We start from the raw sequence: 14,646 nt of genomic DNA, 5'->3' as shown, positions 1-14,646 counted from the left end.
AAATTTACTAATCATGAACTTGGAATTTGGTCGCTTTAATGAGCAGTCGTTCGAGCGCTTAGTTCGGGCGCTTTGCTTCCAAGTCTTCGGGACGGCAGGAACCGTCTTCTCTGCAGGAGCAGACGGCGCCAGAGATTTTACATTCGAAGGCGCAATTAAAGATTATGGGTGGGACGGGTACCTTGTTGTTCAGGCGAAGTTTAAAGAGAGACTTCAGTCCGCCGCTCAAGATCTGGCGTGGCTGAAAAAGCAGCTGTCCGGTGAACACAAAAAATACGAACAGCGAAATTTACGCGCGCCTGTGTACTATATCGTTGCAACCAATGTACGTCTTTCGGGCGCCGATGGAAAATCTGGAACCACCGAGACTAAGGGTGGTTTAACAAAAATAAAGGACACTCTTTCCGGTTGGAAAGACATTGGAACCAAAGGCTTCGACGTATGGCCGGCAGATAAGATTTCAGATCTTTTAATGCATCATGACGCCATACGGAAGGCTTATGCGGCTTGGTTGACTCCCGGGGATGTAATAGCCAAGCTAATGGAAGATCTTGATACTAAAAAATCTGCGTTTCACGAGATCATAAGAAGATCCCTGAGAAATTCACTTAGGAAAGACCAATTTGCTCGACTGAGAGACGCAGGTGATGTTGCAGATCCTCAAATTCGAACCAGCCAAATTTTTGTAGATCTTCCATTACGTTCTTCAGTCTCAGACCCGGAGTCTGGGCGCGCACGGGTAGTTGATTCACTAACCCAGCGTTCAAAAGAGAAATTTTTAACTACTCCTTCGCCTGAACGCGGCGCGGCTTTGACTTTATCGAGCACCGCGCCTCGCAACAAAATTGTTTTGCTCGGAGGGCCGGGGCAGGGAAAATCGACGGCAAGTACTTTTATAGTGCAACTTTTTCGAGCCCATCTTCTTCATGATTGGGCCGCCGCGAACGATCCGCAAACGCTTAAATTGTCGGAGGAAATAATTAAGCGCGCCAGAACTCAGGGTATTGATGAAAACTTTGCAAGAAGATTTCCACTTTTCATTTCTCTGCCGCGTTTCGCCGATTCTATAAGTTCCGCTCGGGAAGAGCGGGAAAGAATTCCTACCCTACTGTCTCATATTGTGAGTGACTTGAGCGATGTGGCAGATGAAAACATTGATAAAGCAGATTTTCGAAATTGGCTCAAACAATATCCTTGGGTGATTGTTTTAGATGGCCTCGACGAGGTCCCGCCGTCAGGAGAGCGTTCGTCCGTACTAGAAGCTGTCCAAGTATTAGAGGGAGAGATTATTTCCGCAGAAGCGGATGCCCTCCTCATTGTCACGACTAGACCCCAAGGGTACAACGATGATTTTGCGGGCAGCCTTTGGGAGCATTGGACCTTAGCGGATCTTTCTCCGGCTGAAGCTATTGCGTACGGCGAAGCATTGGGTGAGGCAAGATACCCGGATGACAGCTATCGGCGAAACGAACTTTTAATTCAAATTCAAGCTGCCACAGAGAAGCCGGCGATTTCACGGCTAATGATTAGCCCGCTACAAGTCACCATCATGCATATGATTGTTGATACAGGTGGGAGCATTCCAAGCGCCAGATGGAGCCTTTTCAATGAGTATTTCGATATACTTCGAAAGCGTGAAAAGGCCAAAGGCGGAGGTAATCAGAGAATCATCGAGAAGAATTGGACCATTCTTGGGCCTATCCACCAGCGCGCCGGATTGATTCTTCAAACCGATAGTGAGCATCGGGGCGCGGCGCAGTCGTATTTGACTGAATCCCGCTTCATAAAGCTTGTAAAAGAATATCTTCTAGAGCAAGGGCACGATTCCGAGGAGGTGGAATCCCGAGCTTTTGAGTTGGTAAAAGTCGCTCTGCATCGGCTTGTATTGTTAGCGGCCAGGGATGAAGGTCGTATCACTTTCGATGTGCGATCGCTTCAAGAATTTATGGCAGCTGGTGCGCTAACTGCTGGACCTCATGAAGTTGTATTGCAACGGCTCGGGCTACTTGCTCGTAGCGCGCATTGGCGCCACGTATTCCTCATCGCTGCAAGCCGATGTTTTGCCGAGGATGTTCTTCATCACTTGAGAGGATCCATCGTAGGAATTCCCCGGGAGATTGAACTGGGCAATCCTTATGAAACCGTGAAAGTCGGCGCCAAGCTGGCGCTGGAGATGTTTGTGGACGGCATAGGAGTGGACCATCCGCTCTCAAGGCGCCTTTTAGCCAAACACGCCCTCGAGTTGGTGAGCTGTCCTGCGCAGCGGCTCGACCCGCGCATGCCAGATCTTTTCGAGGCGAGCACCAGCACTATCGCGATAGACAGCCTCTCGAACCATTTAGGCTCTGTGCCGTTGCCGGCGGCCAAGCAAGGATGGGAGTTGTTACTTCACATGTGCTCTATGGATCCAGGCAAGTTTTCCCCACTTCTCTCGTCTCTACTCCCTTTAGATTCTGACTCGGTTTTACAGTTATTGGATGTGCTCCCGTTGCCGCTACCTGCCGGGATTGGACCGGAAGCGTTAACGCATTTGATATCGAGAAGCGACCCTCTTGGTTTGAGTCTCGACGAATTTTCAGATCGTCTTGCGCACTTCCTAGAGCGGGATCAACCCACAAAGATAGGTGATTTGGAAAGAGAAAAATATGCAAGGTTGAGCACGTTGATCCTTCCTTGGAACTCTGACAAAGGACGGATAGGTTGTAAGTTATCGCTTGGCGAGGCGTCAACGGGACTTACTTTAAACCTAAGGTCCACCGAGCATTTTCGCGGCTGGCTTGCAAATGCTGCGGATATTGAAAATTTGAGTTCGGGCTGGGCCCCTATCCGATGGGCGGCCCGTTTTGCCAATAATCCAGGTCCTGCAGCACTAGCGGCCTGCTTGAGAGAAATTGGCCTCGGGGTGAGCTTAAATTCTGCAAAAACTATTCTACGTTTGCTTCCCTGGCAGATTGCCAACTTTATTGATTACATAGATTCCGAGGAACAGCTTCAGGATCTTGCGCGCGATATTGAACTCGGCGAGCACGGCACCTCGGCTGACTGGGCCGATGCTCAGGATCGCTGGATTACGACCGGTTTGTCCTTTGATGATTTTGCAAGTGCTAGCTCAAAACCGCCTTTTGGTTCACACATATCGGCGGCTGGAGTGCCAATTTTTGCTATCGGCCTTCAAATTTCCCACACAAGCGACAAAGATCAGTATCTTAAAAAATTAATTAGCCGTGCGATTGGTCATGGGATCGCGGATAAGGCAAAGAAAAAGCTCATCCAGATATGCAACTTTTGCACGGTCGGCTGGGATTCCAGCAACGTTGAGCCTGGCGCCGTCTTGCAAGATTTTCTAACAGAATCGCTAAGACTGGAAACTGCAAGTCCATACTCGACATTTTATTTTTCGCTTCATGACCGGACGTGGAGCGATGAGGCTTGCGTACACTTACTTCTGGAATGTACAAGGTTTATAAGATGGGCTCCCTCCAGATTGATGGAAAATAATTTGCTGCCTCTAATTGAAGCGTGCAATAAAGATTCAACCAGGCGAGCGTTGCTGGTACTCATAGGTGTGGGCGCCTGCTTTTCTAAAAAGTTCGATGTAGAGAGTCATCGGTCTGCGCTGGAAAACCTTGCCAAGGGAATGCCCGACGATTCGGAGTTAACGGTAATTGCGTCGAGAGCAATAAGAATACTATTAAGTGTTCCGCAAGAAATCCAAGAAATCCAACTCAAAGACTCAAAAGCGATAAATGTGTACGCTGGAATTTTAATTCAGCTTGCGAAAAGCGACATTTATCTTCAAGACGCGGCTTCGGAAGCACCTGTACTTCTACGTTGCGAAGACTTGAGCGATAGGTACGCGTATGAGCTATCTTCGCTTCTGAGTAAGGCTCTCGACTCTCGTCGTTCTAAGATCGAGACACGAGATCAATGGTGCAATGTGTTCAAACTTCCAGAAGGCGCTTTCGGAGTTTTGCAGGTGCCAGCGGCTTGACCTACAAGTTTTCTGCTTTGCTTCTCCGGTCCGTGCTCATATGGCGCTTATAAAAACCACGAACATGGATTAAACATAATATAGATTGTTTATTTCATTGCAACTGCGGCGATTGAATTCATAGCCCGGTTCGGAATAATCACCTGCTCGAATCCGTTGCTTAGCACGCGCCTGCAGAAGGCAAACTACCCCTCGTAACTCGCCAGACTGACCTTCATACCGCCCGGTTTCTATGAAAGCCGGGGGACCCATTGCGTCCGAGGGCTCACGCGACATCCGCAACATGGGACGCCTGGAGCGCTGAATCGTGACCAAATCCTCGAAGACTGGCTTACCTCTTCGGGCCCCGTTCCGAGTCAGATCCTCGAACTACTCCCACCACTCGAAAGAAGCACATGCGGCGGCAGGGTCCGGCATGCCTGCTCTAGAAAAAGTCACAGACGTATTAAGCCACCTGAACTGAAGAACTAGGCATCAATCGATGGCGCTCAGTGCGCGTCGCGCCGAGCCAAGTGCGTACGCAGCAAAAAAGCGATCCATATGAGGATGGCGGGCCTTTCACTCATTGAATGCCCCGAAAGGCCCACTTCGAGGCGATCTGTTGCGATGCGCAGATCTCAGAGACAAATTTGAACGATACCGAAGCCGATGGTGCGATAATTGTCGAAGAGACTGAAGTACCGACACGGATGATGAAGCAAAGCCGCCTGCCCCCGCGCCTCCGCTAGACGATAGGAATAAGGGTCGCATCAACCCTTGTGTTCAAATTAATTTTCAATTAACCGCAAAATGTACCCTTTGGGATATAAGTCTTTTTAAAAATTAATTAACAACTGACGAATTTCCCTTGGCCGTGATAATTCACAGATCCAGAAAAAGATCGCAAGGAGAATAGTCATTGGCATCAAACCATGAGTATGCTGTAGTTGGACACAGCAGGGCCACTGTTGGACGATTTCTCGGAATCCTTGCAGGCTTAGCAAGTTCATCCTTGGCCGTTTTAGTTGCCACGCTGATAACTTACGCTGAGCGCTGGGGTCTTATTCAAGAGCGTGCATTTTGGTCTTTGCCACTCACGGCGGCCATTTTTTATGCTTTGGGGCACTTGGCTTTTGATAAATGGGCTTGGCGCACATGGCTCGTACACTATGCTCTTGATATACCCGACTTGCGCGGGAAATGGGATTGTGTTGGCGAGACAATCAATCCAACCACAGGACACGTCGAGTACCAATGGTCGTCAGAGATTACCGTCTCGCAAGGCTGGGAAAAGATCAGGATCTACTCTCAAACGAAGAACTCGCGCTCTCACAGTGTAGCGGCCTCAATCATTGTCGAAGAAGATCTGGGCTATATCTTAATGTACAGCTATCGTAATGAGCCTCGGCCTGGAGAGCCACAACTAAAAGCGCATCACGGTTACGCCGAATGGCATATCTCTGCCGACGGCTCAAGTGCCGACGCGATCTACTTTAATGGTGGAGGGCGCCATACAGGCGGTCGAATGAAAATAACCAGGAGAACCCGTGGCAACTGACTATTCAAAGCGCATCAGTCGAGTAAATGCACGGCGCAACAGTGGAGCCGTATCTTTTGGAGAAAGTGCTACAACTGCTCAAGACAGTTCCATCTTAGATTCAGTCACAAAAGGCTATCAGAAAAAAACTAGGTCTTCGAGTTTTCAGTATGCCCTCGTGTCGATGCAAGAAGTCGACGCGCAGTACACAGCCATTAGCTACCGCGAGGCCGAAAGAGTAGCCAAGCAGATTGATAGTGGATTGCAAAGGCGCTCGACGCTTGTGACGGTGGAGCTTCAAGGCTCGCTTCCACTAAATGTGCATCTGCGGCGCGTGAGTGATGTAGATATGCTCGTAGCTCCAACGGATTATTTCGTTTATGACCCACATGGACCGGCCGCGTCGACCTATACCGCGAGTAAAAGTACTGCGCCAGCGACTATATCAGGGTTGCGCGCCGAATGCTGTACCGTAATTCGCTCCGCATTTCCTGCCGCAAAGATTGATGATTCCGGCGCAAAGTGCATAACAGTATCAGAAGGCTCACTCCTTCGGGAGATTGACGTAGTCCCCGCGGTGATCTACAAAACAGCGACCTATCAGCGAACTCAAAATAGCGATGACAGGGGAGTTCAGATATACGACAAAAAAAGCGGGAAAATAATAACCAACTATCCTTTTAAAGTCCGATCCTTTATAAATGCAAAGGACGATCGCACTGCTGGTGGATGCAAGAAAGCCATCCGCCTGCTAAAAAATATGAAGGAAGATTCGGATTCTTTGATAGAGCTATCGAGCTTTGACATCATGTCCTTGGTCTATGCTATGCCGGACGCAGATCTCGTTCATACTTCCTACCGCGAAGGCAAAGTTGTTTCTTCGCTGCAGAACTGGTTTTTCACGTTGGCGCACGACGAGACAATACTTCGAAGCCTGGACGTCGTTGACGGAACTCGGAAAATCATCCAGTCGACTGCGAATATTGCCGGTGTCTCTCTAATGTCTGACGAACTCAACATCCTTCTACTGCGAATCGCTCAAGAACTGGAACCCACCGTCCCAACCAGCTATCCCGCCTGGCGCTCAAGAGTTGAGTCCGAGTTTCTTATTTAAACCTATCACTGCCACTAAGACTCTCACCTACATTTCAGCTGACAGAACTGTATTGAAAATATTCTTTTCACCCTTACCATCGAATCGATCAATTCGATGCAAGCGCGAATCTATTAGCTCGAAGGTTCTGCAGGTGGAATTTGGAGAAGGACGCCGGCAAGATTCCGCTACAGCGGAAGTAAATTGCATAAGCGGTTGCACTGCTAGCGGTAGACAATTGGCAGTGCCGCCGCTGCCAATACGGCACTGGCCTCGTCCGAGAGAGATTCACGCTTGTCAGGTAACCTCGAAGCGAGTAGCCTGAAGCGCAGCCGCAGCTTCATCGTGGGCCTACTGGGCGGTGCTATCGGGAATTCCAATGCCGCCGATAAACCGCCGGAGCGACCTGCAAAGGTGTTGCAGATCGGCTTGACCTTGTAGGTGGCGCGATGCTTGTCGATGAATGCCGCAGACTCGAGTCGGCGGTCAAGCCCCGCCGAGGCAAAAAGAACGCTCGCAGGTATCAGAACTTGTTGGCCCGGCGCAATTCCTTGACCTCGTTCGAGTTCCTTCAGCGGCCGGGCCTCGCCGTCGTCCCGCCTTCTCGATCGCAGTTGTCAACCTCGTAGCGCTTGACCCATTCATTCAGTGCCTGTGACAATCTTCCGTGCGATCGACTCGAGTGCGCCGACAGCTACGGATACTCCCCACGGCGCTCCTGCAGCACCCTGACTGCAGCTCACGCTTAGGTTAAAACTTGTTCGATTTCTTCATGGCGCAGGCCTCTCAGAGTGTTGAGCCCCACAAATCCGGGATGATTGTTGTATCCGTCCGACCATAGCGCTACTATTGATGTGAATAGAGCAAGGCGCCTTTTGCAAAGCCCTGCGCCCGAAAAATGGTCGTACCCTGCCCTGCTTCCGCATCATTGGAAAGAATAACCAATTCGCTAGAATTCGGAAAAAACGCAAGGCTTGTAGACCGGAGATTGTGGCCCTTGTCGCGGCCCGGCAATAGTATTTGTCCGATCGCGATACCGTTATCGTTGAGAACGAGTACGCGACCTTGCTGATACATGGCTACATAAACGTTGCCGTCTCTGTCCGTTCGCATCGAGTCCGGCGCGTGCCCACTGAAATGGTAGGGCGTGGCTGTCCCAAACGGGGCGATCGTGGCGGGCGCGGAGAGCTCAATACGGTGCAACTTGCCGCCGCTGAACTCGTTAGTCCAGAGCACCTTCCCGTCGGGACTCAACGCTACGCCATTCGCCACCGACATGTTTCTCACCACTGGCGTGATAGTTTTGAAATCCGGCGAAACATAGTAGACCCCGCCTCGCGGGTCAAATGAGGCACCCTTGAAGTCGGTGAAATAGAAGCCACCACTGGAATCGAACACCAGATCATCGGGCGTGTAACCCGCGCTTGCAGGAACGATTGTCTCCACGCTGCTTCCGTCAGGGCTGATCGCCAGGACAGAACCGGCGTCCACAAAGTTACCCAGGCCAGATATAAAGATACGACCGTCCTTGTGTACGGCAAGGCCAGCGGGACCTAATTTGCTCTTTGGAAGCAATATGCTGAGTTTTTTGTCTGGCGTCAATTTGAATAACTGACCGCCAAACACCTCGACGAATAGAAGATTTCCTTGCTTATCGAACACCGCTCCCTCGAGTTGAAGACTGGTGTCGGACACCTTGAAGTACGGTTCCGCGACGACAGTCTGTAACGTCTGCTCTGCCCCGGGAATGGGGACGACGCCACGATTACGTGCGGTGTAGTGAAGTGCTGAGTCCACCCTGTCAGCCCGTGCGTTAAAGGGCTGAAAGCCCCATAGTGCCGCCGTCGCAAGCGTAGCTGCAGCAGCCATCGCGCGAACGGTGGGAAAAGTAGCTTTTCTCGAGTAAATGTGCATATGTCTCCTTCCGACTTGCAGGGCAAAAGTTGTTATGGCTGGAGATGCTAGAAGTCGAGGTCATGCGAGACAATCGCTATATTCTTGTTCATTGTTCATCTGGAACGATTAATGTCTCCTACGCCGCTTGAAGTACTCCGGCATCTGAACCTCAACCATCTGCTCGCGTTTTTGGCGGTGGCAGAGGCAGGCAGTTTCCGCTCTGCCGCCGCGAGGATGTACATCACCCAGTCCGCCCTTAGCATGCAGGTGCGGCAACTCGAGGACGTGTTTGGCGTCCCGGTGTTTCATCGAACAACGCGCTCGCTCAGCCTCACGGGCGAAGGAAAGCGATTACTGCCGGTCGTCCGACGTCTGACGGAAGACATCGCACAGATCACCACAGAGCTGCGCGAGGAAGGCCAGCTGCAGCGTGGAGTCACGACTCTCGTCGCATTGCCCTCGCTTGCCACCACGCTCTTGCCCCAGATCTTGCGTGAGTTTGGAGCATTGCACCCCGGTATCCAAGTGCGACTGCGAGATGCTGATTCGAAGACCGCTTTTGATCTAGTGCTTCGCGGTGAGGTGGACATGGGCCTGTTGTCTAGAGGGGAGGACCAGGGCGACCTTAGCTTCACTCCCTTGTTTGCCGACGAGTTGTTCGCTGTCGTACCGGCCCAAGGCCATCCGCTGAGCCAGCGGCGACGCATCGTCATGCAGGACCTGAAGCCCTACCCGCTGCTGCTCAACCCGCGCGGCGTCGCACTACGCGAAATGCTCGAGCACAAGTTGCAAAGCGTGGGCATAAAGCCTGCCCCGGTACAGGAGTTGGTCAGCACCTACGCACTCGTCGCGTTGGTCGGGGCAGGGCTGGGAGTATCGGTGTTACCGCGTATGGCCGTCGCAAGAGCAGACTTGCTGGGGTGCAGGACACTCACAATTCAGGATGGCGGCGCACGCGACATAGGCTTGGTGCTATACCGTAGAAGATCGATCTCGCCTGCAGCTGAAGCACTACGTGCTTTCATCCGAAGCACGCTTCCGGCCACATTGCAATCCAAATGAGTATAGAAAACTGCTGCTGAGCAATTCCAGAGAATCCCGTTGGCTTGAGTCCGGAGGCAATCTGTTTCTGCAATACGGCCTATGTGGCGGACCCTGCACAGGTGGAGTGCGCGATCGGAATGCGCGTGGCCGTTAAGCCGATTTGACCATGGCGCTTCATCTGCACGACAGCCGCGGCGTGGTGCTTGCCGAAGCCCCTGCGGTTTCCAACCGGGTGTCACACAAGTCGATGCGTCCAGCGGCGGTCTCGGAGGACGTCCGTTGCGGCACGCCCAATGCGCCGGAAGATATCTGCACCGAAGACCTCGCATTCATGTGCGAGACGATGGGAGTCGGGGAGTCAGGGAGTCAGCACAGGACTGCGGGCCGGACCTCGATGCACTGTGCGAATGCGCCCGACTCGCCGGGTCCATCTTGGGGCCAGCGCTCTCCGGGCCGCGTTAGCCGCAGTCGCTTTTGGAGGATGGGAAGATCGCAATATTCCGATGCCGGTATGTACGCATTGACGACGAATGTCAATTCGCATGGCATGATTGAGATCTGCGCAAGCTTACGCTGCAATGCCTGCGCGAGACAGCTAATCAGCGCCTCGAACGATTGATCTGGCAAGATCTCGTCTTGCCACCAGCTGGGTCCCTCGTTGCGATGGCTGCGAAACCTCGCAGAGCGTTTTACCCTTGCTTGATCGCTCGAGGTGCGGCGCCCTCGTCGCGAGCTTAATAGGCGGTGGCGCGAATAGGCCGAAGTATTTCGACGCAACGGCGCCGGCGGACGCGGTCGAAGTGGCTCTACGCTCAGTCTCAACTTCCGCGAATCACTGGAGGTCGGCATTTCCATGTCGCATACAAGTCGAGGCAAAGTCCGCTGATTCTGGAATCAGTGAACATCTTGCCATATCTCGTCTCCTCGACTCTTAATCCAGGAACGCCTGATCGAACGATCAACTAGGGCAACGCTGATCAAGTTCGAACCTGGCACGGCACCTGCAATGCAGAGGGCATGAAACAACAGACCCTGGCAGTGGCGGCCGACCAGAACGCGCAGTACGAGCGGTACCGCAGGCCGACGAGGCGCGACGCGTTCCTGGAGACGATGGAGAAGATCGTTCCGTGGCAGGCACTGTGCGAGGTGATCGAGCCGCACTACCCGAAGGCGGGCAACGGTCGTCCACCGATCGGGCTGGAGCGCATGCTGCGCATGTACTTCGTGCAGCACTGGTTCAATCTGGCCGACGAGGCCTGCGAGGATGCATTGCTGGACAGCACGGCGCTGCGCCGCTTCGTGGGCATCGACTTGGGGCGAGAGCGGGTGCCGGACGGGACCACGCTGCTGAAGTTCAGGCGCTTGCTAGAGAAGCACGACCTTGGCGCGGCCCTGTTCGCCAAGGTCGGCGAAGTGCTGCAAGCCAATGGACTGAAGGTCGGCACCGGCACCATTGTGGACGCGACGATCATTGGCGCGCCCAGCTCGACCAAGAACGAACAAGGCAAGCGGGATCCCGAGATGCACTAGGCCCGCAAGGGGAAGCAGTGGTACTTCGGCATGAAGCTGCACATTGGAGTGGACAGCGAGTGCGGACTGGCGCACAGCGCGGTCGTGACCTCGGCCAACGTGCACGACAAGCACCCGCTGCCCGACCTGCTGCATGGTCGTGAGGAACACGTCTACGGCGACAGCGCCTACGCTTCGCAGCACGAGCTGATCAAATCGAAGGCACCGGGGGCCAAGGACTGTACGAACCAGCGGGTTCGCGAGGGCAGCGCAGCCGAGCACCTCGACCGCATCCTGAACCGAGTGAAGTCTCGTGTGCGATCACGGGTCGAGCACGTGTTCGCGGTGATCAAGCGGCTGTGGGGATTCGACAAGGGTGAGCGTCCGGCCGTTCCACCTTGACCCGGGTCGGAGCCATCAAGCGGCGGTCGGGCCTTCAACGAAGGCGACGCACTCCACGAGGTTGAGTGCAGCCAGCAGCAGGTATTTCTCGGCGTCGGTGCGCACCCGCAGCAAGTCGTGGTCACCGAGGTATCCGTAGACGAACGCGAGCAGGTAGCGCTCGGGATGCTCGTCGCAGAACTGCTGGACGACTTGGTCGGCCAGCTCGCCCGGCAATCCCTCGTTGAAGCGCGCGCGGGCCGTCAAGCGTTGCATGCACGTCTCCTGCACAGCCTCCGTGACCATCGGCCACGCATGACCGCTGCACTTCATCGCCTGGAACGTCACGAACAGGATGTGCAGCGGCACCTCCAGTTCCACCATGCCCACTCCCATGCGAGGCAGCGCAAGGACCGAGGCGAGCAGGTTGGGCTGCTGAGCGAAGATCTCGTCGGCCAGGCGAACCTTCTGTTCCTGGCCCATACCGTTGACGTCGATGGCCGCCTGGACCATCACGGCCTGCGTGATCACGCCCAACTTCGTCAGCTCGGCCGCCAGCGATGCGGCAGCAGCTCGTCGAGCCGATGGCTCGGATGCGAGTGGATTCGCGCCAGCACATCGCGCAGGTAGGCCCACGGATCCAGGCCATTGAGCTTGGCAGACTGGACTAGGCTCATCACCACTGCCGCACGCTGGCCGGCCAACTCGCTGCCCACGAACAGCCAGTTCTTCGCGCCGAGCTTCCAAGGCTTGATCTGCCGCTCGACCAGGTTGTTGTCGATGACTATCGCGCCGTCATCCAGGTGCAGCGTCAGAGCCTTCCAGGCATTGAGGCTGTAGTCGAGTGCCTCAGCGATCTTGCTGCCGTCGAGCACCTGCGTGCGCTGCAGCTTCAGCCACACCTCGAACTCGTCCCACAGCGGCTTGCTCAGCTGCTGCCGGGCCTGCAGACGGTGGTCATGATCGATCTCGGCGAAGGCCGCCTCTGCACGGTAGATCCGCGCCCAGCGCTGCAACGCTTCGGTGGCCACTGCACTGGCGCTGCTGCCGCCGCGGCTGAGCTCCTCGAAGTACCGCCTGGCATGCGCAGCGCACGCCGCCGACCTGCGCTGCGGGTAGACCTTCGCATCCAGCACGGCGTTGTAGCCCGCGTACTGGTCGGTGATCAAGGTGCCGTTCCACGGCGGCTCTGGGCACGGTGGTCCCTTGCCGCCGAGGAAGGCCACCGGGTACTGCGATCCCCTGCCCAGGCAGAACTCGTAGATCACGCCCGGGTGCGGGTCATGGTGGCTGCGCGCCCAGGCCCAGACGTAGGCCTTCTTCGTCTTGCCCGACCCCGGGTCCAGCAGCGGCACCGGGGTCTCGTCGGCATGCAGCACCCGGCAGCTGAGGATGAAGCGCCGGTGCGCCTCGTACAGCGGCTCGAGCTTCGCGCCGCCGGCGCCGCCCCAGGCGGCCAGCGTCGAGCGCGGCGTGTGCACGCCCGAGCGGGCGTTGATCGGTTCATGCCGGTAGTACGGCAGGTGGTCCACGAAGCGGCTGATCAGCGTGTGCGCCACCAACCCGCTGGCCGGGATGCCGCCGTCCACCACGTCCGGCTCGGCCGGCTCGGCCGGCTCCTGGCGGATCTGCTGGCAGCACCGGCAAGCCCACTTGCCATAGATGTGCCGGTGCACGAAGAACTTGGCCGGGACGATGTCCAGCTTCTCACTGACGTCCTCGCCGATGCGGTGCATGGGCCGGCCGCAGTCAGGGCTCGGGCAGGTCGTGTCCTCAGGCTCGTGGCGATGCTCGACGCGCTCCAGGTGCTCGGGCAGCGCCTGGCGGCGTGGACGCCGCGGCGGTGCCTTCTGGGTCTGGGGCGCCTCGGGCAGACCACGCTGCAACTCGGCCAGTTGCGCCTGCAGGCTGGCTTCGTCCTCTGCCAGCGTGTCTTGGAACAGGGCGCGTTGCTGGGCCGTCATGGATTCGGTCTTGGCGCCGAACTTCCAGCGCTTGAGTCGGGCGAGTTCGAAGTTGACCTTCTCGAGTTTGGCGTCGCGCCAGGCGATCTCGCGCGCCTGGGCCTGCACTTGCTGCTGCAACCGCGTGATCAGCGCCGCCGCCTGCGGCGGCAGTTGTGCCATGTCGATGCGGGAAGCAGCGGTGTCGCCGAGCATGCCCGGCATGTTGCCCGACTCGGGGCGCGCTGCGCATCGGCAGATGCGATGTCAACGACAGCGCCGGGCCGCCAGCGCCCTCATGATCGGCTGATGACGCTGAGTTCGCCCAGGCGCTGCCACGGCAATCCGACCGCCAGGGCTTCGAACTGCTGTGCAGTCAGCTGCAGCGTTGCAGCCGCCGGGACCTGCCCCGGCGCACGCTCCAGCCAGACGAAGCGTCCCGCGTGCAGGCGGCGCGTGGCGCACCACACACCGAAGCCGTCGTGCACGAGCAGCTTGATGCGCGTGGCGCGCAGGTTCGCAAACAGGTAGCCGTGGTGCGCACGGGCCGCGCCGATGGTGTTGACGACGATGTTGAGCAACCGGTCGGCACCAGCGCGCATGTCCTGCGGCTGGGTGCATAGCCACAGCGTGTCGATGCGGATCAACGGGCAGGCCCCTCAGGCGGCGCACAGCGCGTCGGCCAGGGCACGCAACTGCGCTGCGTACAGCGCCCCTGCGCTGGCAGCGCACTGGAGCTTCACGTGCAGGCCGCCACGCTGAAGTTCGATGCGGATATCCGGCATGGGTTTAGGGGCGGCGACCACTGGCTCAGACCGCGGCAACTCGACAGGGACGAACTGCAGGGCAGGCGCAGTGCCACTGGCCACAGGCGCCGCGGCGCCCATGCGCTTGAGGCCGCGGCCCGACAGCCACTTGCGCACGACGTTGGTGTTCAGGCCGTGCGCGATGGCTACGGCCGAGACCGACGCGCTGGGCTGTCGACACTCGGCCAGGATTCGTGCCTTGAACTCGGCACTGTGGACCCGGCGACCGGAGGTATTGGGATGCATAGGCGTCCGCCAAAAATAGGTGGACGCCATCCTCGGGAGCGAGTGCGTCAGACGCAAGGTGGAATGGCCAGACGCTCACCGACAAGGTGCGCTACCGGGGGCTGGCGAAAAACGCCACGCGGGCGTTTATGGTCACGGGGCTGGCGAACATTTACTTGGCACGTCAGAGCCTCACGGCATGAGTGCGCCTGCAGCGCACACGACGCGTGCCGCGGCGCCGC

9 protein-coding genes, 1 pseudogene and 1 other annotated feature are annotated in these 14,646 nt (G+C 56.2%); of the genes and pseudogenes, 5 read left to right on the top strand and 5 right to left on the bottom strand.

Annotation, left to right across the window (positions count from 1 at the left end; genetic code table 11):
- The first annotated feature begins 13 nt into the window (after positions 1-13).
- The 3 genes from INQ48_43035 (at position 14) to INQ48_43025 (ending at position 6,621) form a co-directional block, all read left to right on the top strand.
- A complete protein-coding gene (locus INQ48_43035) occupies positions 14-3,991 on the top strand; it encodes a hypothetical protein (protein ID QRF63401.1) in 3,978 nt (1,325 codons plus the stop codon).
- Positions 3,992-4,889: 898 nt separating this feature from the next.
- Positions 4,890-5,528, top strand: coding sequence for a hypothetical protein (locus tag INQ48_43030; GenBank protein ID QRF63400.1), 639 nt, complete (start codon positions 4,890-4,892; stop codon positions 5,526-5,528).
- Complete coding sequence (locus tag INQ48_43025) at positions 5,518-6,621, top strand: hypothetical protein (GenBank protein ID QRF63399.1); 1,104 nt, start codon at positions 5,518-5,520, stop codon at positions 6,619-6,621. The genes INQ48_43030 and INQ48_43025 overlap by 11 nt, the downstream gene beginning before the upstream one ends.
- A gap of 376 nt (positions 6,622-6,997) precedes the next feature.
- Positions 6,998-7,113: a sequence feature (AL1L pseudoknot), on the bottom strand.
- Between the two features lie 333 nt (positions 7,114-7,446).
- Here the strand turns inward: INQ48_43025 and INQ48_43020 are convergent.
- Entirely contained in the window at positions 7,447-8,469 is a 1,023-nt protein-coding gene (locus INQ48_43020) for an SMP-30/gluconolactonase/LRE family protein (protein ID QRF63398.1), read from the bottom strand.
- Positions 8,470-8,598: 129 nt separating this feature from the next.
- Between INQ48_43020 and INQ48_43015 the strand changes: the two genes are divergently transcribed.
- Both INQ48_43015 and INQ48_43010 read left to right on the top strand, forming a co-directional pair.
- A complete protein-coding gene (locus INQ48_43015; protein ID QRF63397.1) occupies positions 8,599-9,558 on the top strand; it encodes a LysR family transcriptional regulator in 960 nt (319 codons plus the stop codon).
- A 999-nt stretch (positions 9,559-10,557) separates the two neighbouring features.
- A pseudogene (locus INQ48_43010) lies at positions 10,558-11,424 on the top strand (IS5 family transposase).
- A 42-nt stretch (positions 11,425-11,466) separates the two neighbouring features.
- On the opposite strand, the gene INQ48_43005 reads toward INQ48_43010, so the two are convergent.
- The 4 genes from INQ48_43005 to INQ48_42990 form a co-directional block, all read right to left on the bottom strand.
- Positions 11,467-11,967, bottom strand: a complete 501-nt coding sequence (locus INQ48_43005; GenBank protein ID QRF63396.1) for a hypothetical protein — start codon at positions 11,965-11,967, stop codon at positions 11,467-11,469.
- Between the two features lie 5 nt (positions 11,968-11,972).
- Complete coding sequence (locus INQ48_43000) at positions 11,973-13,598, bottom strand: IS66 family transposase (GenBank protein ID QRF63395.1); 1,626 nt, start codon at positions 13,596-13,598, stop codon at positions 11,973-11,975.
- Between the two features lie 71 nt (positions 13,599-13,669).
- Positions 13,670-14,020 carry an IS66 family insertion sequence element accessory protein TnpB gene (gene tnpB, locus INQ48_42995; protein ID QRF63394.1) on the bottom strand — a complete coding sequence of 117 codons (351 nt, stop codon included), beginning with the start codon at positions 14,018-14,020 and terminating at the stop codon, positions 13,670-13,672.
- Positions 14,021-14,032: 12 nt separating this feature from the next.
- The gene (locus INQ48_42990; protein ID QRF63393.1) at positions 14,033-14,425 is read right to left on the bottom strand and encodes a transposase; all 393 of its coding nucleotides are present in this window, start codon (positions 14,423-14,425) and stop codon (positions 14,033-14,035) included.
- Positions 14,426-14,646 lie beyond the last annotated feature (221 nt).

It is taken from the genome of Variovorax paradoxus, from assembly GCA_016806145.1.
In the GTDB taxonomy this organism is placed as follows: domain Bacteria; phylum Pseudomonadota; class Gammaproteobacteria; order Burkholderiales; family Burkholderiaceae_C; genus Variovorax.
The sequence above is the reverse complement of the archived record's forward strand: the minus strand, read 5'-3'. Positions and strand labels throughout refer to the sequence as shown.

What these genes read in the sequence shown, in the direction of transcription:
- INQ48_43035 (QRF63401.1), top strand. Translation starts at nt 14, where the DNA reads ATGAACTTGGAATTTGGTCGCTTTAATGAGCAGTCGTTCGAGCGCTTA.
- INQ48_43020 (QRF63398.1), bottom strand. Translation starts at nt 8,469, where the DNA reads ATGGCTGCTGCAGCTACGCTTGCGACGGCGGCACTATGGGGCTTTCAG.
- INQ48_43000 (QRF63395.1), bottom strand. Translation starts at nt 13,598, where the DNA reads ATGCCGGGCATGCTCGGCGACACCGCTGCTTCCCGCATCGACATGGCA.
- INQ48_42990 (QRF63393.1), bottom strand. Translation starts at nt 14,425, where the DNA reads ATGCATCCCAATACCTCCGGTCGCCGGGTCCACAGTGCCGAGTTCAAG.